The sequence below is a fragment of the Wolbachia endosymbiont of Muscidifurax uniraptor genome, from assembly GCF_054149795.1.
In genome coordinates this window covers 716007-740079 of sequence record NZ_CP083727.1, presented here as the reverse complement: position 1 = coordinate 740079, position 24073 = coordinate 716007, and the positions used below count along the sequence as shown (strand labels likewise).

23 protein-coding genes, 1 tRNA gene and 1 pseudogene are annotated in these 24073 nt (G+C 35.5%); 17 read left to right on the top strand and 8 right to left on the bottom strand.

Annotated features, from left to right (window positions below):
- Positions 1–552: 552 nt before the first annotated feature.
- The 8 genes from LA754_RS03765 to LA754_RS03730 all read left to right on the top strand — a co-directional run bounded on the left by LA754_RS03765 (position 553) and on the right by LA754_RS03730 (position 8459).
- Complete coding sequence (locus LA754_RS03765; protein ID WP_006280502.1) at positions 553–1959, top strand: cytochrome ubiquinol oxidase subunit I; 1407 nt, start codon at positions 553–555, stop codon at positions 1957–1959.
- A complete protein-coding gene (cydB, locus tag LA754_RS03760) occupies positions 1952–2974 on the top strand; it encodes a cytochrome d ubiquinol oxidase subunit II (RefSeq protein ID WP_457923582.1) in 1023 nt (340 codons plus the stop codon). The genes LA754_RS03765 and cydB overlap by 8 nt, the downstream gene beginning before the upstream one ends.
- 250 nt (positions 2975–3224) lie before the next feature.
- Positions 3225–4109 carry a GTPase Era gene (era, locus tag LA754_RS03755; RefSeq protein WP_077188232.1) on the top strand — a complete coding sequence of 295 codons (885 nt, stop codon included), beginning with the start codon at positions 3225–3227 and terminating at the stop codon, positions 4107–4109.
- On the top strand, positions 4102–4923 hold the full coding sequence (locus tag LA754_RS03750; RefSeq protein ID WP_006279435.1) for a 3'-5' exonuclease: 822 nt from the start codon (positions 4102–4104) through the stop codon (positions 4921–4923). The genes era and LA754_RS03750 overlap by 8 nt, the downstream gene beginning before the upstream one ends.
- 207 nt (positions 4924–5130) lie before the next feature.
- Positions 5131–7098 (top strand): WD0745 family porin, encoded by a 1968-nt coding sequence (locus LA754_RS03745; RefSeq protein ID WP_457923581.1) that lies wholly within the window; start codon positions 5131–5133, stop codon positions 7096–7098.
- 156 nt (positions 7099–7254) lie between these two features.
- Positions 7255–7434 (top strand): hypothetical protein, encoded by a 180-nt coding sequence (locus LA754_RS03740; RefSeq protein WP_186811203.1) that lies wholly within the window; start codon positions 7255–7257, stop codon positions 7432–7434.
- Between the two features lie 100 nt (positions 7435–7534).
- Positions 7535–8341, top strand: a complete 807-nt coding sequence (locus tag LA754_RS03735) for a DUF2163 domain-containing protein (RefSeq protein WP_010962809.1) — start codon at positions 7535–7537, stop codon at positions 8339–8341.
- A gap of 31 nt (positions 8342–8372) precedes the next feature.
- Positions 8373–8459 (top strand) — tRNA-Ser (locus LA754_RS03730).
- Between the two features lie 106 nt (positions 8460–8565).
- On the opposite strand, the pseudogene LA754_RS03725 reads toward LA754_RS03730, so the two are convergent.
- Positions 8566–9492: pseudogene (locus LA754_RS03725) on the bottom strand (IS5 family transposase).
- Between the two features lie 73 nt (positions 9493–9565).
- On the opposite strand from LA754_RS03725, the gene LA754_RS03720 reads away from it, so the two are divergent.
- The 4 genes from LA754_RS03720 (at position 9566) to LA754_RS03705 (ending at position 13277) form a co-directional block, all read left to right on the top strand.
- Positions 9566–9703 (top strand): hypothetical protein, encoded by a 138-nt coding sequence (locus LA754_RS03720; protein ID WP_353285629.1) that lies wholly within the window; start codon positions 9566–9568, stop codon positions 9701–9703.
- 148 nt (positions 9704–9851) lie between these two features.
- Positions 9852–10961, top strand: coding sequence for an outer membrane protein assembly factor BamB family protein (locus LA754_RS03715; RefSeq protein ID WP_077188230.1), 1110 nt, complete (start codon positions 9852–9854; stop codon positions 10959–10961).
- Positions 10954–12342, top strand: coding sequence for a dihydrolipoyl dehydrogenase (gene lpdA, locus LA754_RS03710; protein ID WP_077188229.1), 1389 nt, complete (start codon positions 10954–10956; stop codon positions 12340–12342). Before LA754_RS03715 ends, lpdA begins: the two co-directional genes overlap by 8 nt.
- A 2-nt stretch (positions 12343–12344) precedes the next feature.
- A complete protein-coding gene (locus LA754_RS03705; protein WP_006279615.1) occupies positions 12345–13277 on the top strand; it encodes a tyrosine recombinase XerC in 933 nt (310 codons plus the stop codon).
- On the opposite strand, the gene LA754_RS03700 is transcribed toward LA754_RS03705, so the two are convergent.
- Positions 13222–14016: a TomO hydrophobic C-terminal domain-containing protein gene (locus tag LA754_RS03700; RefSeq protein WP_049973603.1), complete on the bottom strand. Its 795-nt coding sequence runs from the start codon at positions 14014–14016 to the stop codon at positions 13222–13224. The genes LA754_RS03705 and LA754_RS03700 overlap by 56 nt on opposite strands.
- 80 nt (positions 14017–14096) lie before the next feature.
- Here LA754_RS03700 and tnpA point away from each other — a divergent pair, with 80 nt between their 5' ends.
- A complete protein-coding gene (gene tnpA / locus LA754_RS03695; protein WP_006279552.1) occupies positions 14097–14534 on the top strand; it encodes an IS200/IS605 family transposase in 438 nt (145 codons plus the stop codon).
- A 2-nt stretch (positions 14535–14536) separates the two neighbouring features.
- Here tnpA and LA754_RS03690 read toward each other — a convergent pair whose 3' ends face one another.
- From LA754_RS03690 to grxC, 5 genes are all read right to left on the bottom strand, one after another.
- Complete coding sequence (locus tag LA754_RS03690) at positions 14537–15313, bottom strand: ankyrin repeat domain-containing protein (RefSeq protein WP_082246261.1); 777 nt, start codon at positions 15311–15313, stop codon at positions 14537–14539.
- Between the two features lie 85 nt (positions 15314–15398).
- Positions 15399–16337 (bottom strand): thioredoxin-disulfide reductase, encoded by a 939-nt coding sequence (gene trxB, locus LA754_RS03685; RefSeq protein ID WP_457923580.1) that lies wholly within the window; start codon positions 16335–16337, stop codon positions 15399–15401.
- Positions 16324–16923 (bottom strand): peroxiredoxin, encoded by a 600-nt coding sequence (locus LA754_RS03680; RefSeq protein ID WP_012673206.1) that lies wholly within the window; start codon positions 16921–16923, stop codon positions 16324–16326. The genes trxB and LA754_RS03680 overlap by 14 nt, the downstream gene beginning before the upstream one ends.
- Before the next feature lie 875 nt (positions 16924–17798).
- The gene (locus tag LA754_RS03675) at positions 17799–18671 is read right to left on the bottom strand and encodes a hypothetical protein (RefSeq protein WP_007550039.1); all 873 of its coding nucleotides are present in this window, start codon (positions 18669–18671) and stop codon (positions 17799–17801) included.
- A gap of 115 nt (positions 18672–18786) precedes the next feature.
- Positions 18787–19125, bottom strand: a complete 339-nt coding sequence (gene grxC / locus LA754_RS03670) for a glutaredoxin 3 (RefSeq protein ID WP_007550037.1) — start codon at positions 19123–19125, stop codon at positions 18787–18789.
- A 68-nt stretch (positions 19126–19193) separates the two neighbouring features.
- Here grxC and ribF point away from each other — a divergent pair, with 68 nt between their 5' ends.
- The 4 genes from ribF to LA754_RS03650 are packed head-to-tail and all read left to right on the top strand — an operon-like array spanning position 19194 to position 23275.
- Positions 19194–20126 carry a riboflavin biosynthesis protein RibF gene (gene ribF / locus LA754_RS03665; protein ID WP_077190381.1) on the top strand — a complete coding sequence of 311 codons (933 nt, stop codon included), beginning with the start codon at positions 19194–19196 and terminating at the stop codon, positions 20124–20126.
- Positions 20123–20599 (top strand): signal peptidase II, encoded by a 477-nt coding sequence (gene lspA / locus LA754_RS03660; RefSeq protein ID WP_006279329.1) that lies wholly within the window; start codon positions 20123–20125, stop codon positions 20597–20599. The genes ribF and lspA overlap by 4 nt, the downstream gene beginning before the upstream one ends.
- Before the next feature lie 29 nt (positions 20600–20628).
- Positions 20629–21969, top strand: coding sequence for a M16 family metallopeptidase (locus tag LA754_RS03655; RefSeq protein ID WP_077188226.1), 1341 nt, complete (start codon positions 20629–20631; stop codon positions 21967–21969).
- The gene (locus tag LA754_RS03650; RefSeq protein WP_077188225.1) at positions 21956–23275 is read left to right on the top strand and encodes a M16 family metallopeptidase; all 1320 of its coding nucleotides are present in this window, start codon (positions 21956–21958) and stop codon (positions 23273–23275) included. Before LA754_RS03655 ends, LA754_RS03650 begins: the two co-directional genes overlap by 14 nt.
- Here the strand turns inward: LA754_RS03650 and purN are convergent.
- On the bottom strand, positions 23269–23835 hold the full coding sequence (gene purN, locus LA754_RS03645) for a phosphoribosylglycinamide formyltransferase (RefSeq protein ID WP_077188224.1): 567 nt from the start codon (positions 23833–23835) through the stop codon (positions 23269–23271). The two genes, LA754_RS03650 and purN, sit on opposite strands and share 7 nt — an antisense overlap.
- Between the last annotated feature and the right edge of the window lie 238 nt (positions 23836–24073).

Here is a 24073-nt window from a genome sequence, read left to right as displayed (position 1 = left end):
ACTAGCTACCCTAGGGTTTCTTTTGCCTTTTTTTCTGTTTAGTAAATTTCTTAACGTTTATAATTTAGATTAGTTGCGGTTTAAAAGTAGCTGAATCGCGGTTATTAAACGTTTAGAATAAAAAAACGCCATACTTGAAAGTATAATGTAAGTAATTAGCCAACCACGGGGCTTCTTTTGCCTTTTTCTCCGCTTAGTAAATTTCTTAATGTTTATACGGAAGGTGTCATTCCAGCGCGTGACGCTGGAATCCCAAAAAAAGGATGATGTCATCCGAGTAGCTGACACTGGGATGACAAAAAAAGGAGCACTGGGATGAAATCATAGGGGCGCTGGCCTGACAATCGTCATTCTGCTACGTGTTAGCGGGATCTAGAGATACCGTGACGGTATGACAAGGGAGAACAGTTGTATTCCTGCACAATTTATTCTCATGACAAAAACGTCTTAACTTTCTCTCTACTTTTTCTGGATAAGGTCAATTTTGTGAAAAAATGGATTGAATTATAGGCAGATTTGGCTATTATTTGTAATACATGGGTATTAGGTAAAATGTTTAAATTTGATCCTTTATTATTAGCTCGAATTCAGTTTGCCTTCACAATAGGCTTTCACATTATATTTCCTGCTTTCACGATCGGGCTTGCAAGTTTTCTAGCCTTTTTGGAATGGTGTTGGCTTAAGACTGGTGATACACGTTTCCGTGATGTTTATAAATTCTGGATCAAGATTTTTGCCGTTGCTTTTGGCATGGGAGTGGTATCTGGAGTTGTAATGTCATATCAACTTGGTACCAATTGGTCGATTTTTTCTGACCGCATAGCCAATGTTCTCGGCCCTCTATTTTCCTTTGAGGTTTTAACAGCCTTTTTTCTGGAGGCATCTTTTTTGAGTATTATGCTATTTGGATGGAATAGAGTAAGTTCTCGTATGCACTTTGCTTCTACTTGTATTGTTGCAGTGGGAACGCTTATTTCAGCTTTTTGGATTATTGCGGCCAACAGTTGGATGCAAACACCCGCTGGATTCACGATTGGTGAGAATGGTCTCCTATATCCAACCAATTGGTTAGAGATTATTTTTAATCCTTCTTTCCCTTATCGCTTTATTCATATGGTAACAGCAGCCTATCTTACAACAGCTTTTGTGGTTGGTGGTGTAGGAGCATTTTATCTTTGGAGAAAACGACATGCTCCTCAAGCAAGAATTATGCTTGGTATGGCAACCATTATGGTAGCTTTAGCTGCACCATTTCAGCTGTTCATGGGAGATAGGCATGGATTAAATACACTAAAGCATCAACCTGCTAAGATTGCTGCAATGGAAGGTATATGGGAAACCGAAAAAGGGGCTGGCTTACTTTTATTTGCTTATCCGGATCAGCAAAATGAAATTAATCACTACGAGATAAAAATTCCTAATCTTGCCAGCTTGATCTTAACACATGATTTTTTAGGAGAAGTAAAAGGATTAAAGGAATGGAAAAAAGAAGATAGACCACCTGTAGTATGGGTATTCTGGTCCTTCCGTATAATGGTTGGAGTTGGAATTTTAATGATCATAATTGGGTCAGTAAGTGTTATACAGTATCTTCGTGGCAAATTATTCCAAAGTTGTTTCTTACATGGATGGTGGATATCAATGATGCCGTCTGGGTTCATAGCGTTACTTGCAGGTTGGTTTACTACTGAAATTGGCCGTCAACCTTACACTGTATATGGAATTATGCGCACAATTGAATCATTTTCATCTGCGATTACCGGTCCTCAGGTTGCATGGTCTTTGATTGCATTTATCGTTATGTATACCCTTATATTTGGAGCAGGTAGTTACTATATTCTGAAACTTATATACAAAGGAATTCCTGTCATTAAAGAAGAAGAGCAATTTTATAAACACGGTATTGGAGCTTCAGTGATTGATGCTGGTACATCTGGAAAGGACAACAATCATGTTTGATTTTTCTTCCTTAATTAATTTACCCCTAATCTGGGGATTACTAATTGCCATAGCTGTTTTACTGTATATTTTAATGGATGGGTTTGATTTAGGTATTGGTATTTTACTTCCTTTTGCACCGTCAGATAAATGCCGTGATCACATGATAAGCTCAATTGCACCATTTTGGGATGGAAACGAAACATGGTTGGTATTGGGTGGTGGAGGGTTGTTTGCTGCTTTTCCTCTTGCATATTCAATATTAATGCCTGCTTTTTATATTCCAATCATTATTATGCTGCTTGGCCTTATAGTGCGCGGAGTATCCTTTGAGTTTCGTTTTAAGGCAGAAGGAAAATACAGGCGATTATGGGATTATGCCCTTCATTTTGGGTCACTTGGTGCTGCATTTTGCCAAGGCATGATTTTAGGTGCATTTATACATGGTGTAGAAGTAAACGGACGCAACTTTTCTGGTGGCCAATTTGATTGGGCAAGTGCTTTTAGTGTAATGACAGGCATTGCTGTGATATTTGGATATGCACTTTTAGGTTCTACATGGCTCATAATGAAGACAGAAAATATAACACAAGAATGGGCACGCAAGGTTGCTTCTTATACGCTTGGTTTTGTAGGTATTTTCATGGGACTAGTGAGTGTAGTGACACCATTTTTAAATGAACGTATTAAAAACTTTTGGTTTAGTATGCCAAATTTTTATTATTTATTTTCTATTCCATTACTCACATCTTGGCTATTTTTCATGCTGTGGTTTGATCTTCAGAATACTAAACGGGAGTACCGTCCATTCTTTCTCAGTATTGCTATTTTTTTTATGGGATATTTAGGTTTAGGAATTAGTATCTACCCATGGATTATACCTTTTCAATATACCATTCTGGATGCAGCTGCTTCTGGGCCAAGTTTATCTTTAATGCTCATTGTTATAATACCGCTTTTACCAATCATTTTAACTTACACTGGTTATTGCTATTATGTCTTTCGTGGAAAATCAAATTATGAACACACATATTAAGGAGTTAGTGACCTTATGGTTAAAACGTTACCCTTAAATCAAGCAGTCGTTCTGGCAATGGCGTCAACTCAAGAACCTTCATTAGCAAACCCTCCTATGGATTTTCTGAAAAGTTTTTGAGTATATTGTATTTTTAATTTGTAGAATAAGTTTTTTTCCTTTTTGCATGCTAACCAAAAAGGGTTCTGTCATCCTTCTTGTCATATAAGTAGCTTGACGCGGGCATTCAGTTTTCTTTATAATTTTCTTTGTGAAAGAACAAAAATGCTTATTTGTAACCATAGCTGGCTTACCAAATGCTGGGAAGTCTACATTAATTAACAGCATCATAGGCAAGAAAATTGCAATTGTCACCCCTAAAGTGCAAACAACAAGGACGCAAATAAGGGGTGTTGCAACATGCAACAACACACAAGTTGTCTTTACTGACTCCCCAGGAATTTTCTCAGCAGAAACAAAACTTGAAAAAGCTTTAGTCAAATCTGCATGGTCGGCAGTTAAGGATAGTGACATCACTTTGTTGCTTGTTGATGTAAGCAATTATTTGAAAAATATAGAAAGAATTAAGACTATATTTATGCGGCTGCAGCGCACAAAAGGCAGATGCATTTTGGTTATCAATAAAACTGATTTGGTAAAAAGGCCTGAATTAAAGATGGCGCATGAGCATCTGAATTTGCTTTATAAATTTGAAAAGGTTTTTATGATATCAGCATTAAAGAATGATGGACTTTCTGATTTGATGAATTACTTGTCTGAAGTTGCATCGGTGAGCCCCTGGTTTTATGAAGAAGATCAAATAACCGATTCCTCGACAAATTTTTTATCAGCAGAAATTACGAGAGAAAAATTATTCTTGAACTTGCGTGAAGAATTGCCATACTCTACAGCTGTTATAACTGAACAATTTGAGGAAAAAAAAGATAAGAGTTTAGTCATCAAACAGATCATATTTGTGTTGAAAGATAATCATAAAAAAATAGTACTAGGAAAAGATGGCAGTAATATTAAAAAAATTAATATCGAAGCGCGTGCTGAACTAGAAAAATTATTTGAGTGCAAGGTACACCTCTTTTTATTTGTGAAAGTGCGACCTTGGATCGACCGTCCGGAGGAGTATATAGGCAATGCTTAATTCTTTATTGGTATTTGATATTGAAACTATACCAGATGTAAATTCCTGCAAAAATTTACTCAATATTAGTGATGATAGTAGTGTAGAAGAGAAGAGGGATGCATTAACAAAATATCATCTTGAAATAACAAACGGGCAAAACTCTTTTCTGCGTCAGCCTTTTCACCTTGTTGTAGTTATTAGTTTTTTACTTTGCAATATAAGCTACCAGAGTGGTTATGAGGTGTTCACACTGCAAGAAATAAGATCTGGAGGCACACTAAATTCCAGTGAAAAGGAGCTAGTGAAAGGATTTTTTAACTACATATCAGAGAAAAAGCCAAGATTAGTTTCGTTCAACGGACGCACTTTTGATATACCAGTGCTGAAGTATCGTGCTATGGTCCATGGCATTCAAGCAGAATATTTTCATAAAGCTGGCGATAAGTGGAATAGTTACAATCAGAGATATAGCAGTGATTGGCATTGTGATTTGCTTGAATCCCTCTCTGATTTTGGAGCTTCTGCGAGAGTAAAAATGAACGAAGTTTGTGCAGCATTTAATCTTCCTGGTAAGATTGGAGTTGATGGGTCACAAGTTATGGACTTATACGATAGCGGCAAGATACAAGAGATTCGAGATTATTGTGAAACAGATGTAATTAACACTTATTTGATTTACTTAAGGTTCATGCATCATCAGGGACGGATTACTACTGAAAGCTACAACAAAAGTGTGGAAGAGCTGCTTTTAGAGTGCGAAAAAAAAGAATACCTAAAGAAATTTAAAGAAGAATGGCAAATAACTTGTGGTGGAAAAATTTTACTTCCATAGAATAAATAGTCGAGTTATAATGCACTAACAAGCGAACCTCTGTACTAAATTTTGGTTAATATACACGTTGAGCATATTAAGAAAGTTGCTTTTAAGGTATTGCATTTTACTTTTATTTTCGTTATAAGGTTGCTTTAAGTTGAATTTTCAACATTTTTATACTATTTACATTTAAGATATGATTTCGAAATTTTTTGGGGGCACTTCATGAAAAAGTCTACGTATACTAGAACTGCTCTAGTTTCTTTATTAACTTTATGTTCTTTCAGCAGTTTTGCAGCTGACTTTCCTGATGAGAGTATGAAGGAAATAAAAAAGCAAGAGAGCACAAAAACTTCTGGAAAAACAGAAGTTATGAAAACGTCAAATAAAAAACTGAAAGAAAAGATGGACAGAATATGTAATGCTGATCCAAGAAAAAAAGCTGAAGAGCTTAAGAAAAAGGAAGAGATGAGATTAGCAGCCGAGCAGAAGAAAAAAGAGGAGATCAGGCTAGCAAATGAGAAAAAAGCAAAGCTTATAGAGGATTCAAAAGCGAAAGCTCTAAACGCTAAGAATTCTAATATAGAAAAAGGTAAAGTTTCAAAAACTAAGCGTTCTAAAACTAAGAATGCTAAAGTTGAAGCTAAAGATGTAAAGAAGGATATAAAAGTTGTTAACAAAAATACAGAGGAAAAAGGTAAGGCAAGTCCTGTTGTTTCAGTTGGTGGAGTTGATATTATCGATACCAATCAAGGGCAAAGTAATTTAAGAATAACTTTTGGTGGTGTTGTTGATGCTCAAGGTTATGGCAAAGCTGGACCAAGTGGCGCAGATTATAAACGTTATAACGTTATGCCAAACAGATCTACAGAGTATTATAATGCCACTCCAGATATAACAAAAGGAGCAAATCCAATATTCTATGAAGGAATAGGAAATATTGGTGATTACAGCAACGATATGGGTATGATTGCTGATGCAATATTGCACCTCAGAGCAGAAAATAAGAATGAAGATTTAGGTCTTCTTTATGGTGCTGACGTGCAGTTTCATGTCCCAGTGACCGAAGGTAAGGGAGCTTCACAGGGTGTTTATGCTGCAAAAGGCAGAAGTGCGCATGTGTTTGTTAACTCAAAATATGGTGACGTGAAGCTTGGTTACCAATTTGGTCCTGAGGCTCTGATGAGGCTTGATGCAACAAGAATTGCGACTGTTGACGGAGCTGCAGATAGTGACTGGTTCAGAAAAGTGAACTTAGAAGGAAGCGCTGCTAGCTTTCCATTTTATGTAACACCACGTCTTTACACTGAAAGTTTTTCGAGTGAAAGTGAAAAATTCTCTTTCCGTATGGCAGGGAAATATAACAAAGGCGTTATGACTACACTGCCATTTAGAGTTGCTTACTACTCACCAAATTATATGGGCGCAAGGTTTGGCATCAGTTATGCACCTCGTTATGATAGTAGCTTGTTTATTGTGAAAGAAAAAGAAGAGAAAGACGGTAAGGTAAAAGATAAGATAAGGCATGTCGGTCCAGACTATGAGCACATAGTAAGTGCTGGTGCATCATATGAATATGACTTTGATAAATATAATGTAAAAGTTAAAACTTCTGCAGTTGGTGAGTATGGTCAAGCAAAAAAACTAAATAAAGATAAGCATGTTTATAATGAATATGTAGAGTACAATGACCTTATGGGTGTTAATTTGGGTGTAAGCGCTGATTATAAGATTAATGAAGATCAAGGCGTAAAATTTGCTGCCTCTTTTGCATACTTGGGCAAATCTGGTCAACCGAAGGGTATTAAAAAATTAATTGGTGATACCTATACGGAAATTGATAGTAAAGATGCTACTGATGGCAAAAGAGTGGAAGGGCTGAAAGCTCAATTTGGTAAAGATAGTATAGATACCATGTATTGGACTGTAGGAGCTGGGTATCAACATGAGAATATCTACACAAGTTTGACGTATTTTGGCAGCAGAATGAATGACAAAGATATGCTTCATGATGGTGCACTTGGCGTTCAATATGATCTGTCTCCTGCATGCAGTAAGAGCAAATTTGTTCCTTACGCAGCTCTCCATTATTTTATGACTAACGAAACAGGTAAGCTGAAAGATGAGTCTGATGCTGATGTACCTTCTAACCAAGGAATTCTCCTTCTTACTGGTGTGAAGTTTTCTTTCTAACCAGCCAGTACACACCACAGTTAACTGTGGTGTATTCTTGTCTGTTAGTGTTTATTTGTCGATCAAATAAACATATGGTGTCCTCTCTCCTGTCATCCCAGTGCGTGACACACAACTGTACGAACATTGTGATTTGAGGACACTCCACCAAGAAGGATGTCATCCCAGTGCCCAGACACTGGGATCCAGCTTTCCATGCAACTTCATCAAAAGCGTTTATTCAGCACAAGATCGGCCACTTTTTATGCTCACCAAATCAGTTTGCTTACTTACAAGCAAAATTTCCTGGATTCCAGTGTCAAGCACTGGAATGACACCCTATGGTCACCGGAATGATGCTTTATGGCTACTTAGATGATGAGAAAAGAACACACTGCCCTTATTCTACTGGCCGTATAGCTACTTTCAAATTTAATCAATTAAGCAAGAGGCCCCTATGCAAACCACACTAAAAAATCATTTAGCTGGAGAATTACTTACCACCGCTACGTGCTGGAAATTAAAGCTCGCAGGTGGAGAAGTAATGGGATTCACTGACTATGATGAAGATTTAAATATTGATAATATACTCTATAAATCTTCAAGTGGATTTACAGCCAGTAGTATAATATTAAACAGCGATTTAAAAACTGATAATCTAGAAATTGAAGGGATATTAAATAGTGCTGATATTAAAGAAGAAGATGTTTTATCAGGAAAGTACGACTTTGCAAATATTGAAATATTTCTTGTGAATTATAAAGACTTGACCCAGGGAACAATGAATCTACATTCAGGAATTTTTGGTAAAGTGACATTAAGTAGTGGAAGATTTATTGTTGAAATTAGAGGGCTTTCAGCAAAGCTTGAGAGAAGCATAGCAGAGTTATACTCTCCTGCATGCAGAGCACAATTTTGCGATGATAAATGTAAAGCCGATACTAAAAAATTTAGTAAAATAAGTACAATCACTAAAGTAATAGACGAAAGAAGATTTGAAGACACGAATTTAACTGAGAGTGATGAATATTATAAGCACGGAGTAGTAAAATTCTTTGGCTCAATAGCGTTTGAAGGTGTAGTAAAAGAATATAAAAATAAAGTAGTTACGTTGTTTACTTCGCCTCCATACCAAATTTTTGCTGGAGATAAATATTCAATACTCGCAGGTTGCGATAAAACATTTCCAACTTGCAGAAGCAAGTTTAACAATACTGTGAATTTTCGTGGTGAACCCTATATACCAGGTTTTTATATTGTTTAGCAGTACAATTTTCAATATTATGAATAAGCATGGAAAGGTGGCTGAGTGGTCTAAAGCACACGCTTGGAAAGCGTGCACATATGAAAATATGTCGGGGGTTCGAATCCCCCCTTTTCCGTATGTTACTTCTAGAATAGTATAAAACCCCCGGTCGCGCACACAACTGTACGAACATTGTAATATGGTACAATGTTACAACTATGCGGTGGTAATTTACGATAAATTCATGTAGCCATTTCAAATTTAGCCATACCAATGTCAGTAAATTGATTAAGCAAATAACACTTGAGTAGCAGTTCCTTCCCACGATTAATTTCAGATTTGTTCCGAAAATTAAACCCGAATGTTTGTTTCAGTCGCGAGAAAAAACTTTCTACATAAGATCTTTTTCCGTAGTTTGTTTGCCTTTTCCACCTCTTCATTCCATCTTCGCTGTATGACTTTATTAGTCTAATTGCAGCATTTCTCTCTGCCATACTTTGGATGCTCTGCTGCATTGTTTTTTTGGAGGAATTTTTGTCTTTATGCCGCATTCATCACACAATTTATAGAGTTTATGTCTGTCATATGCTCTGTCTGCATATAGTGCTTTTATGGCATGCTGAAAATTAACTCCTTTAAGTAAATCGCAAGCTCCATAGTGATCAGACCGTTACTGTATTCTGCAGCTATGGCTTTTTTGCTGTTTATATTCAACATTACATGCAATTTTCTTGTCTGTTCATAGCTACGATATTTTCTGTCAGCGCTATTTTCCCTGCTGTGTGTTGTTATAAATGCTGATGCTTGTGCTATCTATGGCAATTTCGATATCTTCCATATTATTTTTATCAATTCTGCAATCATTGATCTTAATATTAAGTTTTTTTTGAAGCTTGCGAATAGCTGATAACTGCCAAATCTCTTCCTATTTGTTGCAAATATCCTTTTATAAACCCGACTGTTTGTCTTAAGCCAATTCTAAAAAGATTAACGATTATATGCACTAAAATCACAACTTTATCACTATAAATATAGTTGCCGCCCTGCATTTTTGGACTATTTTCATACCAATTTTCGATAGCTTTATCGATGTAACGAAAAATATTTCCTCTTTTTTCTAGAAATTTGTTATATTCATGGCAGTTACTAACTCTCATTTTTTGTGGCATATTTTTCCTTAAGCGGTTAAATGGCTATTTTATAATGAATTTTGTCAGTAGCCACCAGATTTTTTCAGTTGCGATGCAACAGAGCCATCCCAGTGTCAAGCACTGGGATGACAGGAAAAGAGGCTATTTGGATGACATCTTTCTTCTTGGTATAAATTACTTTTATATCTCAATGTTCGTACAGCTATGCACGTTGCCGCATAGTGGATGAGGTGTACTACCTCTAAGAGTATACATTATCTCACATAATAATATAATATTTCGTTCATAAATCAACGTTTTTAACATGCAGCAAGAACATTTCCGTTGTAATTAAGGTTCTTAAGATGTATATTAATGAATCTTGTTTTCAATAAATAATGAAAGTAATAATTGTCATGATAATGTTATTGTGTAGCAGTTACACAATGGCAAGCGAGAGAATAAGTCTAGTGGATAAAAAACTATCTCAAGGATATGTAGCTCCAGTGCTTACAGAAAATAGCGTTATTTTATCAGACAAGCACGGCGCTTTATATTCCTTTGATATTGATAACTCAAAGGCTATGAATTGGAAATTACACCTCTCACACAGAAAAAAAATTAGTAACATGAGCCTATTGCGTCACAGAGGAAACGTTTTCTTTATAGTGGATAACGTTCTACACACAATAGATGCAAAAACCGGCAAGATTCAGTGGGAAAAAGAATTGAGAGCTCCAGTAAGAGAGAAAGCAGCAGTAATAAACAATAAATTGGTAGTATTGACTATTGATAATTATCTGTACGTGTTTGATATAAAAGATGGCAGCTTCGTTTGGGCTTATCAAAACGGTATCAATGAGGTTCGAGGTTTGTATTCCATATCGCCAGCAATTTCTAACGATAAAATAATAGCGCCATTTTCAAATGGTGAGTTAATAGCTTTTAATGAAGACGGTAAAAAATTGTGGAGCCAAAAATTGGCTACAAACCTTTTGGATACACAGCTCACAGATGTAACTACTACACCGAGAGTGCTTGGCGATACTTTAATAGCTACAAACAATTCTTATATTTATGGTATTGACGTAAAATCAGGGAATATTTTATGGTCAAAGTCACTGCAAGTAAAAAGTGTATCAGACATTGAATCATATTACAGTCCTCTTATTCCTCCAAAGGAGCAAAAAGAAGGCGGAAGAATTTTTATAGTTACTAAAGACGATAAAATAATTGGCCTGGATATAAAAAATGGAGAAACAGTCTGGGCATCTGATTTAATAGAAAATACGCAATTGTTTGCTCCAATTATGCATGCCCATACACTGTGGGTGACAAGCAATAAAGGTTCAATGTTTGCTTTTCCGGGATCTGAAAATGCAGGAAAGGTAGTCAAAGTACCTGGCAATGTGTTTCACACTCCAGTGTTTACTCACGATAAAATATATGTAACAACTGAGGGAAAAGGTGTTTATTCTTTAGAAAATAGGTTTGTTCTTTATGATTGATTATGACCTGATTGTTATAGGTGGTGGTCCAGGTGGTTATAAGTGTGCTATCGCTGCTGCAAAACTTGGATTGAAAGTTGCCTGCATAGATAAAAATAGCATTTTTGGTGGTACGTGCCTGCGGGTTGGGTGCATACCCTCCAAAGCATTGCTCCATTCTTCCTATCAGTATGCTCACACGAAAAATGATCTGTCGAAGTTTGGCATAAAAATTAAGGACGCAAGTTTCGACTTAAAAGAAATGCTAGGCTATAAGGATGCCAGAGTTCAGGAACTTGGAAAAGGTATAGAATATCTGTTTAACCTTCACAAAATCACTAAAGTCAATGGGCTTGGGGAAATTACTTCTTTTGACCAAGGTAATCTTGAAGTTTCAGTTGAAGGTAAGGTGCTGAAGACAAAAAATATAGTAATTGCAACCGGTTCTGACGTTATTTCTTTGCCAGGAATTAATATCGATGAGAAAAGTATTATTTCTTCCACCGGTGCACTATCTTTAACTGAAGTACCAAAAAAACTTGTCGTAATCGGAGCCGGGGCAATAGGGCTTGAAATGTCTTCTGTATGGAGGAGGCTAGGGTCTGAAGTCACTGTAGTAGAATTTTTTGACAGAATCGCTGCAGCAATGGATGGAGAATTAAGTAAGTCTCTATTTTCTAGTCTACAAAAACAAGGAATAAAATTTTTGCTTAGCACTAAAGTTGAGGAGATAAAACAAAGTAGTAACTCTTTGAGTGTGAAAGTTTGCTCTGCTCAAGATAACCAAACAAATACTATAGAAGCAGATAAGGTGCTGGTTGCAGTAGGTCGCAAACCATGCACTGAGAATCTTGGTATTGATGAAGAAATAGAAAAAGATAATCGCGGTTTCGTTCAAGTTAACAACAGATATGAAACTAATGTGAAAGGAATATTTGCTATTGGTGATGTGATCGGTGGAGCAATGCTTGCTCATAAAGCAGAGGAAGAAGGGGTAGCAGTTGCAGAGATAATCGCTGGGCAAGTACCTCACGTTGATTATGGAATCATACCATCTGTCATTTACACTCACCCTGCGGTTTCTTCGATTGGTAAAACCGAAGAGGAACTCAAAAATGCTGGCCGTGAATACAAAGTGGGTAAGTGTCAATTTGCTGCAAATGGCAGAGCAAAAATCACTGATGATGCTGAAGGATTCGTGAAAGTGCTGACTTGTAGCAGAGCAGATACAATACTAGGTGTGCATATCATAGGAGCATACGCTGATACGCTAATCAACGAAGCAGCGGTTGCAATGGCATATGGCGCAGCAGCAGAGGATATATACAGAATTTGTCACTCTCATCCTGATATAAATGAAGCCTTTCGAGATGCGTGCATCGATGCTTTCTTTAAAAAATAATTGTGGACCTCGGTTCAATCATTGAAAAATGGTATGAGTGGCTGAGGTGCAACAGATCTTATTCACCAAACACTTTAGAGTCATACATGAGGGACTTGAAGGATCTTATAAGTTTCCTAAATACTCACATTGGTGGAGAAGTAAATGTCGGCACTTTGGAAAAATTGAGCGTACCTGAGTTAAGAAGTTGGCTTACCTCTCGTTACGCAAGAGGTGTGAATGCAAGATCTAACGCTCGTGCATTGTCAGTAATCAGAAATTTTTTCAAGTACATAAAAAACAACTACAATATAGACAATGAAGCTGTATTTTCCTTATCAAGGCCAATTCAGAGAAGAACTTTGCCCAAAGCATTATCAATACCTAATATAAAAACTTTATTGAAAGAAATGAAACTATCCGATCTGGGCGAATCTTGGGTGGTAAAAAGAGAAATTGCGATTATCGTCCTGCTATATAGTACAGGCTTAAGAATCAGTGAAGCGTTGAACCTTAGGGTTAGTGATATTAACAATGAAAGTTTAATAGTAACAGGTAAGGGAGATAAACAAAGGCAGGTATTCATTCTTCCGGTAGTAAAAAAATGTATACAGGAATATGTAAAAACCTGTCCTTATCTTGGCATTAATGATGAAGCACAATATCTTTTTTTAGGAGTAAGAGGAAAAAAATTGGGAAGAACTTATGTGGCTAATCGTTTGCAGAAAATAAGGAGAATATTAAATCTGCCAGAAATCTTATCTCCACATGCATTTCGTCATAGTTTTGCTACTCATTTGCTTCAGGAAGATATTGACATAAGATCAATACAACAACTGCTTGGTCATTCGAGTCTTGAGACCACTCAAGTTTACACTCACCTCAATTATCAAGATGTTTTTAATATGTATAAGAATTTCCAACAAAGTTTGGAGAAGAAGCCAAAACCCTTGTAACTCGAGGATTATCTGTGGCACTACCAGGTCCTATGTCTTTTTCATCTCCTTTGTATAAAAAATATCCTACTAAAAGAAGAACCAGTGCAACTGCTGTAAGACAAGCACCTATTACTGGATAATCGTATAAAACTGCTAAACATGCACCAACAGCAAACGCTCCAGATAATACAAAAGCAGCAGAAGCGTAGTTGCTTTGTTTTTTACCAGGAGAAATTGCTTGCGAGGGTTTTTCGTTTTTATTACTCAGACTTTCAGTACAGAGCCGTCTATTTTCTGATGAAAGCCTATCTCTTTCTTCAGTCAGTCGAGCTACTTGATTAGTAAGAGCGCTAATCCTTGCTTGCTGACTTAATTTCTCTTGCTTTGCACTATCCAGCTCTTGCTCTGTTTCTGCAAGTTGAGCTTTTATTTTTTCAAGCTCAATTACAACTTCTTGAAAAGCCCGCTCAAAACCTGCTGGTATATTATTCGTATTTGCCACAGGTTGTTCCACACTTGCAGGAAATTTTTCATTTAGATAATTTTTAATGGACTCGATTGGATTATCAACATTTCTCAATGCAGCAGTAACAATTGCACGATTTATGAAGCAATTATCCTTTACCAATTCTTTTACATCATCTAGATCTTTTCTATTAATAGTACCGGTTAATCGCTCTTTAATGGCTTGTTCAATTATTTGCTTCACCCATGGATTTTTCTCTATATCTTGTATTGGCTTTATTTGACTTTCCATAAGATGGTACAAGCCTCCACCTTCTAGGTGGAGAAACTTTAGTTTGTCAATGTCATAACTGTACTTTACAAAGTATAGTTATGACGGAATATGACAAAGGAAAACACACTGTATTTTATCATAGGTACCATATAGTCTGGATTACAAAATATCGGTACAGAGTATTAACTAAGGCTATGAAGGAGAGAATACGAACAATCATAGCAGAAGTATCTGAAGAAATGGGGATTAAGATAGAAAACGGAGTAATATCATCAGATCATTTACATTTATTCGTAGTAATACCTCCTCATATAGCTGTGAGTGATTTTGTTCAAAGAGCCAAAGGCAGGTCTTCACGCAAAGTTCAACAAGAATTTCCAGAGCTAAATAAAATGTACTGGGGAAAGCGTTTTTGGGGAAGAGGATACTTTAGTGCTACCAGCGGACATATCACAGATGAAGTCATTAATGAGTACATCAATAAACATACAGATGCACATCAGCCTCATTCTATATCTAGTATAAGATTGGAGTAGCTTTAGCTTCTCATCGCGCTTCCAGCGCTATATCCAACCTTTCGGCTCTCAGCCGATAGTGGTTGAGTAAAATCTAGGTCTTTATGTTTTAAAAGTTTAGTCAATACTTCTTCGTTATCTTGTGTTATTCCTCGTAAACACGATTCGATAATTAAGCTAAGCGGTGTTTCTATTTCTTCATTGTAGGTTCTTTTCCAGCAATTAGGGTTAAGCTCTTGATTTAATAGTCTTTTCGCTTGGTAAATATTTCCGCTAGAAAGAGCATCTAATAATTCCTTTCCTTTTCGTGCTTTTGTTATTTCCATTGTAAGATGCGAAAAATCTTTCCTCTGCTCCCTCCCAATTTGTTCAATATATTCTTTAGGAGTATAACTTCTGTGTGTCCCATAACGATCTCCATAAGAATTTTCAGTGCCTAGACCTAATTCAGGATGTCTAAGTAACATCTGTACAAAATTCCTATTTTCCATGCGAAAGGCTAGATGTAGAGCTGTATTGCGTTCTTTAGTTTCTTGAGCATTAATATTTAAACTTTGATGTTGTAAAAGCAACATCATCATTTTTAAGCATATAGGGCTGTCATCACCATTCATGATAATAGTCATTAGTGGTGTATATCCCTCATCAAACGCATTAACATCCGCATCTCCTTCCAAAGCTTGTCTAAAATCTTCTAGATTTTCATCATCAATAGCTTTAAATAACTTTTGTGTCGGTGCATCTAGAGTTCTCTGATATCTGTAACCATTAGTATTTGTCCTATTCTCTCCATAAAGCACATTAAACCCATCTAATAATTTACTAACATAATTATGTAAAAGAAAAGGAAAATTGCAAGCAATTTATCTAAAATCCTAGAATTAACTACGACTCCAAAAACTTTTCTGCATCAAGCGCAGCCATGCATCCTGTTCCTGCTGCAACTACTGCCTGACGATATACCTTATCTTGAACATCACCTGCAGCAAACACTCCTGCTTTACTAGTTAAAGTTGTTCCAGGTTTTGTAATTATGTAACCCTGTTCACCCATTTCAACAAAGCCTTTAAAAATACCCGTATTTGGTGCATGCCCAATTGCAATGAACACTCCATCGACTTTCAATTCTTGAGCTTCCGTTGATTTAACTATAATACCAGTAACTTTCTTCGGATTTTCTTCTCCAAGAATCTGCTCTACGGTATGGTTCCACATTACTTCTATTTTATCATTTTTAAAGAGTCTATCTTGCATTACTTTTTCCGCTCTTAATTTATCACGCCTGTGTATTAATATCACTTCTTTGGCAAATCGAGTTAAAAATATTGCTTCTTCAACAGCAGTATTTCCACCACCAATCACGGCTACAACTTTATTCCTAAAAAATGCACCATCACAAGTTGCACAAGCCGAAACTCCGTAACCTTGAAATTCCTTTTCACTCTTGAGACCAAGCCATTTTGCTTGCGCACCGGATGCAATTATAATTGCATCCGAGTAGTAGTCATTGATATTACCCGAAGATCTAAATCTATACTCATTAGAATCCTCAAGTTGTTCAACGCTTTTTATCTCATCATCTATTATTTTTGCTCCAACCTTTTCTGCATGCAACCTCATCTGCTCCATTAGTTCTGGACCCTGTATTGAAACAAAACCAGGATAATTTTCAACATCTGTAGTAATTGTAAGCTGACCACCAGGCTGCATTCCCGTTACTACAATTGGCTCTAAGTTTGCACGTGCTGCATATATAGCGGCAGCATAACCCGCTGCCCCAGATCCAATAATAAGAACTTTTGTACTAAATTTATAATTCTTCACTGTATGAGTTTAGATAATCAGCTACTCCTTCATCGCTTGCCTGCATTGCTGGCTTACCTTTTTTCCACCCTGCTGGACATACTTCACCATGCTCTTCATTATGTTTAATTGCATCAACGATTCTAACGAATTCATCGATATTACGCCCTAAAGGCAAATCATTTATCGATTGATGACGTACAATAAATTTATCATCAATAACGAAAGTTGCTCTCAGCGCAATTGAGTCATCATATAAGACCCCATAGTCTCTTGATATAGACTTTTTGATATCAGACACTAAAGTGTAGCTAATCTCTCCAATACCACCATCATTAACTGGAGTGTTTCGCCATTTATAATGTGAAAATTTTGAATCTACACTTATTCCTATCACTTCAACACCACGCTTTGCAAACTCATTTATTCTATTATTGAGCGATATCAATTCAGTTGGGCAAACAAAAGTAAAATCAAGTGGATAGAAAAAAAGGACAGCATACTTATTTTTTATGCGCTTACTCAGACAGAAATCATCAACAATTTCTCCGTCAGAGAGAACAGATGAAGCAGTAAAATCGATAGCAGATTTTGTTACAAGATTCATAATTAACCTATTCTTTTAAAATAACTTCAATTTTACATCTTGATAAACTTATATGCAAGTTTTCTTTGGTTTTAGTCCTATAAAAACTTCCTAAAATAGCTCTTCTTTTTTACCGATAAGATACAATCCAGGTTGGAATACTGAGTTGGTGAGTATAAAATTCTACGTCATGCCACCGCGAACCGTCATACCGCCACGAACCGTCATACCGCGATTCATTCGCGGTATCTCTAGATCCCGCTAACAAGTAGTGGGATGACGGTTGTCGTTTAGCTATAAATGTTAAAAAATTTACCAAACAAAAAAAAGGCAAAAGAAGCCCCGTGGTTGGCTAATTACTTACATTATACTTTCAAGTATGGCGTTTTTTTATTCTAAACGCTTAATAACCGCGATTTAGTTGCTTTTAAGCCGCAACTAATCTAAATTATAAACATTAAGAAATTTACTAAACAGAAAAAAAGGCAAAAGAAACCCTAGGGTAGCTAGTTATTCACTATCCATTTTTTAAGTTGGCGTTTTTTTATGTTTTAAATGCTTTATAAGCGCATTTTAGCTTATATTAGGTAAAAACCTAGAAGTTTTATAAAGACATAAGGTGCACATAGTGCAAAAAATTAAACATGATACGCCAGATACGTGAGTTTTTTTGTCATTTAATCTGTACAGAGAAGATAAATAAATAGCTCCAGTTTCATGATAAGGGAGTTGGCGGAGTTTGTCAAGTAAGTTTTTCGCTTCTGCGGGCTACTTGAATAACGGCTACAATGTTCATACAGCTATGTACATAGCTGGAACCCAAAAAAAGAACCAAGTAGCCAAGGCTACTTGGATGACAAAAGGTAATACAAGAAATCTATTGGCTCTCGTATATCTTAGTGAAACTTAACAAGTTTATCTATAGTTTTAGTGATGATTCTTGGAGTATCCGGAGAAACTGCTGAGCTCAGCCTATTTAACCGCTCTATAGCGAACTCGCTATTCTCATTTGCTATGAAATCACATAAAATATTTTCTATATCCTTAGTAACACTTTCATGCTTTCTCAGAGGATGATTATGTGGATACCTACTGATGGTTTTGATACTGGAATACTCAACAAAAGCTTGATCCTTAAAAGCAAGTTGTCTCAATTTCTCTTTGAATTTTCCTTCTTCCTCTTTTGCTAAAAGGCGAGACTTTATCAGTGATTTTATAATCAAATTTATAGCTTGATGTATTTCAGAATGCACTATAACTTTAATGGTATTTTCTTCTACTATACAATCATAAATATTTTTTTCGCTCTGTAACGACTCTATTAATTTCTTGCTACTTTGTGAATTCAATTCCAAATTCTCCTCACTCATAGGAGTTATTATGAAGGTGTTCTTACTCACTCTGATGTTAAATTGTGGAGAGCCTTCAGAAAAGGAAAATGCTACATCCTTAAATTCAAGTGCATGATTGTATGCAGCAAAAAGGGTGTGTGCTATAACACTGCTGGGCACCTTCATTCCATGTTTACTCAGGTGGTTCAATACATTTTCAACCTCATGATATGTAAAGTCTGTATCTTTTAGCAATTCAACAACTTCTATGCCGTTGTGTTGTTTATACTCTATTCTCACTTCTTCTGTAAAAAGTGTTTTAGCTGCTATATGTTTATCAAGCACTGTGAAAATCTTGATGAAATTCTCTAAATCTTGTTTGTTAACTAATTCGATACTAATTAAGTTTCTGCTAATAATTGAAATATTTTTTGTCATTTTTTCCCACTAAAAAAACTCACTGAATGAATTGTATTTTTAATTCATTAAGAATTGTTTAAAGTGAGCATACTAGTTTTCATTTACGTATTACACGACAAAACAAGATAAAAAGTTACATAAAATCATCATGTGGTATAACACACTCTCCACATTCATCATTGCTGTTTGTGTAGGTTGTGACATCAGTGTGATTGTCATTATTATTTAGCATATCATCCAACTTTCCTTCTTTTTCAAGATCCATCAATTTGTCACACCCCCCAATGTGCTTATCGTTGATAAAAATCTGTGGAACTGTTCTAACGTTATACTTTGATTTTATGTCGTTAAATAGATCTGAGTTTTTGAGCACATCAATTTCTTCATACTTCACACCTTTTTTATCTAGTAAATCCTTTGCCCTTATGCAGTATGGACAGCCCTTCTTTACATATATCACAACATTTTTCACAATTTATCTCCGTAGCTTACTAAAATATAGTTATTATATATAAGAAACATGTAAAAACATCAAATTGTATGAAAATTATTTATAATTGTGAGCAAGGGATAGAAAATAATATAGCACTAACCTTCGGAAATTTCGATGGCATTCATTTAGGACACGAGTTTGCAATTTCTACTCTAAAGAAGGTAGCACAAGAAAGAGGATTACCCTCTGCAGTTTTAACTTTTGAGCCTCACCCATCAACTGTTTTATTTGGTAGAAACAATTTTAGGTTAATAGACCAAGAACAAAAAAAGGAACTAATCAGCAGCTATGGTATAGATTACTTATATATTATTAATTTTAATAGAGGTTTTTCTGAGGTTAGCTGCGATGACTTTATCAGTGAGATTTTAATAGATAAATATGGCGCTAAACACATAATTGTCGGAGAAAATTGCACTTTTGGTCATAAACGATTGGGTAATATATTAACTCTAGAGAAATATTCTGAAATATATGGATACTCTTTGACTAAATTAGAGCCATTAACAATTGACGGCAAAATTTGCTCTTCTTCTTCAATAAGGGAGTATGTACAAAGGGGCGAAATAGAAATTGCTAATAAATTGCTCGGCAGGCCTTATCAAGTTTCTGGTGTTGTGACAAAAGGTGCATGTAGAGGTAGAGAAATAGGATTTCCAACCATAAATATTCCTATAGAAGATCGCATGATAAAACCTAAGTTTGGCACATATTACGCTAGAGTGACTTTTCCTGATAGTAATCCAAATTGGTTATATGGAGTAGTCAATATTGGTATGAGACCTACTTTTAAGGATCTGAAAAAGCCTATAATAGAAATGCACATATTCGATTTTGATGAAGACGTATATAGTCATAAAGTCAATATACAACTTTTAAAATTCATAAGGTCAGAAAAAAAATTCCATAGTATTGAGGAGTTAACAAAACAGATAAATTATGATATACTTAAAGTTTATAGGTTAAAGGCAAATTTATGAAAAAGTTATGCTTAGTTGTTATATTAATTATAGTATTGATTGACCAAACGAGCAAATTGTACATAAACTCATTGATTGATGAAGGAGAATCAATTGAGATCGCTAGTTTTATAAAACTAGTTGAAGTTTGGAATTCAGGTATTAGTTTTGGAATGTGTAGCGCTTTACCACATGGCGGTTTCTTTTTTTCAGCATTTTCAATACTAATAATTGGTATACTTGCATATTTGATATACAAGTCTGACGATCAGTCAACTTACCTTGGTTTTTCTCTGATGATTGGTGGAGCAATCGGAAACGTAGTTGATAGGATCTATTGGGGAGCTGTATATGATTTCATATATTTTCATATTGATGATTGGTATTGGCCAGCCTTTAATTTAGCAGATTTATCTATAGTTTGTGGAATGTTTACATTGTTATATAAGTGGTATATATACGATATGCTTATTTCTAAACAAAATGAGGAATAAAATAATTGTTTTTATATTAGGTCGAAATAATGCTTCATAAGTTTTTTAGTTTTCTTATACTACCTGTACTTTTTTTTACTTACCCAATTTCTTCGAATGCTTTAAACATAGAGCACAACATAAAATATACTAAACTCAGTAACGGACTAGATGTTTATGTTGTTTCTAATCATCGGATTCCAGCCGTTTTACATGCAGTAATATACAAAGTTGGGGGAATGGATGATCCAATCAGCAAAGCAGGATTGGCTCACTACTTTGAACATTTAATGTTTGAAACTACAGGAAAGTTCACAGATATAGAAGCCACTATGAGTAGCATTGGGGCTCAATTTAACGCGTTTACCACTAAAGAGTATACTTGTTATTATGAGTTAGTCCCCAAAAAAGATTTACCACTGGCAATGGAAGTTGAAGCAGATAGAATGGGCAGCTTTAATGTTACTCAAGACAAAATAGATAGAGAAAAAAACATTGTACTGGAAGAAAGAAAAATGAGATTTGATAACCAACCTCATAACTTGTTGTGGGAAGAAATGGATAGTGCATTTTACCGTAATGGCTATGGTAGATCTGTTATTGGCTGGGAGAGCGATATCAAAACTTACAATCAGGATGACATAGTGAGGTTTCACGATAGTTATTATCACCCTGGTAATGCAATATTGCTGATTGTGGGTGATGTGGAACTTGATGAAGTAGTGAAATTAGCAGAAGAAAAATATGGCGAAATTAAAGCTAAGCCTGTAATGAGAAATTACCCAAATCAGGATCCAGTGCATAATGCAGGTCTATCGGTGACCTTAGAGAGCACTGAAGTAAAAGAACCAGTTTTATATTTTCGTTATCGTGTACCCTTATTTGAGCATATAAATGAAGCTTCCGCTGCTCATTTAGCGGTTGAAATTTTAGGTGGCGGCAAATCCAGCAAACTGTATAATGATCTGGTTTTAGATGAAGATGTGGCAGTATCAGTGTTTGCTTATTATAATAGCCTAGCTTTTAGTGATGGCTACATTGATATTCAGGTCATTCCAAAAAGCGGAGTTAATTTAGATATTGTTGAAAGAGAGTTAGATAATGCTATTAATAACTTCATGTCTAAAGGAATAACGGATGAGGAGTTGCAAAGCTCGAAATATAGATACAAAGCAGCACAGTTTGATAATCTATCTGACTTAACTCATATAGCGATGTTCTATGTGCCACACCTTGCACTTGGTATTCCACTTGATGAAATAGATATTTCATATAGCAAAATAGATGATGTTAATTTAGAGGATGTAAATAACAAAATTCGTACTATCTTTTCTTCCAATAAGTTAATTGGTCGTTTATTACCAAAAGGAGATAACAATGAGAATAAGTAAATTTGTACTTCTGTTTTTTTTCTGCCTAAGCTTTAATTTACAAGCAAGTGGTAGCTTAAATATAGAGGAGGTCACTACCCGTAAAGGATTTAAGTTTTTATTTGTCGAAAACTGTGCTTTACCAAAAGTTTCACTGAATATATCATTTAAAGATGCAGGTTATGTGTATGAGAGTGCAGAAAAACAGGGGCTTGCTTGGTTTACTTCTCTTGTAATCCAAGAAGGGGCAGGAGAAAATGACGCTAAGGATTTTGCAAAAAAACTGAAGATCAAAGGAATAAATTTACTTTTTTACCCCGATTTAGAAAGTTTCGGAGTGTCATTAGAAACTTTGTCTGAAAATTTAGAAGAAAGTATTTCACTACTTAGCGATGCTATAATACGTCCTAAAGTTGACCCTGAAGGGTTGAATAAAGTTTTCGAGAAAGCCAAAGTTGATTTTAATAATCTTGAAAAAAATCCTTATTTTGTTGCTGGAAAAGAATTAGATACGTTATTGTTTAAAAAACATCCTTACTCAAAAAGTGTGTACGGTACTCTTGATACTATAATGAGCATTACTAGAGACGATGTTTTAACATACATAAAGCGTAATTTTGCTAAAGATAACATAGTTATCAGTGTTGCTGGTTGTGCAAAAAAAGAAGAAATTATTACGCTATTAGATAAATATTTATCTAAATTGCCGTCAAAAAGATCAAAAGTGAGAAAAATACCTGTGAAAAATGATTTTGGTTCTGCAGAAAGTAAGAACATTTTTATGGATATACCACAAAGTGTGATACTTTTTGCTCAAAAAGGTATAGCTTATGAAGATCCAGACTACTATAATGCTCAAGTTTTGGTTAATGCGCTTGGTGGTATGGGGCTGAATTCAGTGCTGATGAAAGAGCTAAGGCAAAATCTTGGAATTACTTATGGTATTAGTGCCTCTATGGCTAGTTATACGCATGCAAATATTATAGCCGGAGGTTTAAGTACTGATAGCTCTACTGCCAGTCAATCCATATCTGCAATAAGAGATACATTGAGCAGGATAAAAAAGGAAGGAATTGATGAACAATTATTTAAAGATACAAAAATTAGTATGGTAAATAATTTTATCTTTTCCCTATCTAATAACGCAAACACAGCAGTGTTCTTGGCTAGTATGCAGGTACGTAATCGCGATATTAATCGTCTAAATAATTTTGTAAGTCTCATTAATGACGTAAAGCTAGAAAAAGTAAACGAGCTGGCAAGTTCTTTACTGGAACCCGAAAATTTATTTTTCGTTGAAGTTGGAAAAAACGCTCAGGGTCAATAATTAATACTTTCTGCTATTGATCTTACTGCTTTTACATAGCACTTATGCTCCTCAGCTAGAATGCGTTCTGAGAGGCTTTGAATATCATCAGCTAGTAACACTGGCACAGCAACTTGAGCAATTATGGCTCCAGCATCAACTTCAGGAGTGACATAATGTACAGTACAACCTGTAATTTTTACACCTGCTTTTAGAGCTTGCTCTTGAGCGTTTAGGCCTTTAAAAGACGGAAGTAAAGAGGGATGAATATTTATCACCTTGTTATGCCATTTACTCAGAAAATCAGCTTTGAGAATTCTCATAAACCCTGCAAGGCAAATTAAATCAACCTTATGTTGAACAAGTATTTCGTGAATTTTACCAGCATCAAGCGGTTTATCTTTAACAATAAACGCTGAGATTCCTGCTTGCTCTGCTATTTTCAGACCAGCAGCTTCGCTATTATTTGTGATAACACATGCAACTTCTGCGGAAAAATTCTGATCTTGACATGCTTCTATTAAGGCCTGCATATTCGACCCCCTACCTGAAATTAGTATTCCGAGTTTTATCTTTTTCATTATAGCACAGTTAGTTTAGAATTTAGTTAATACTAACAAAACAGCTCAAAAGGAAAACTTATTTTATAGCAAAGAAGGCAGACTAAACTCTTTATATAAGTGGACCTCTAATTTTGGACCTCACTGGACAACACAAAATAACGAATAGCCCCATGTATCCAGCTAAAACTAGCTTTAATGCTTAGATATTGTGCTATTTTTGTATAATATACCACTATAAGTATATATTTTTGTAATC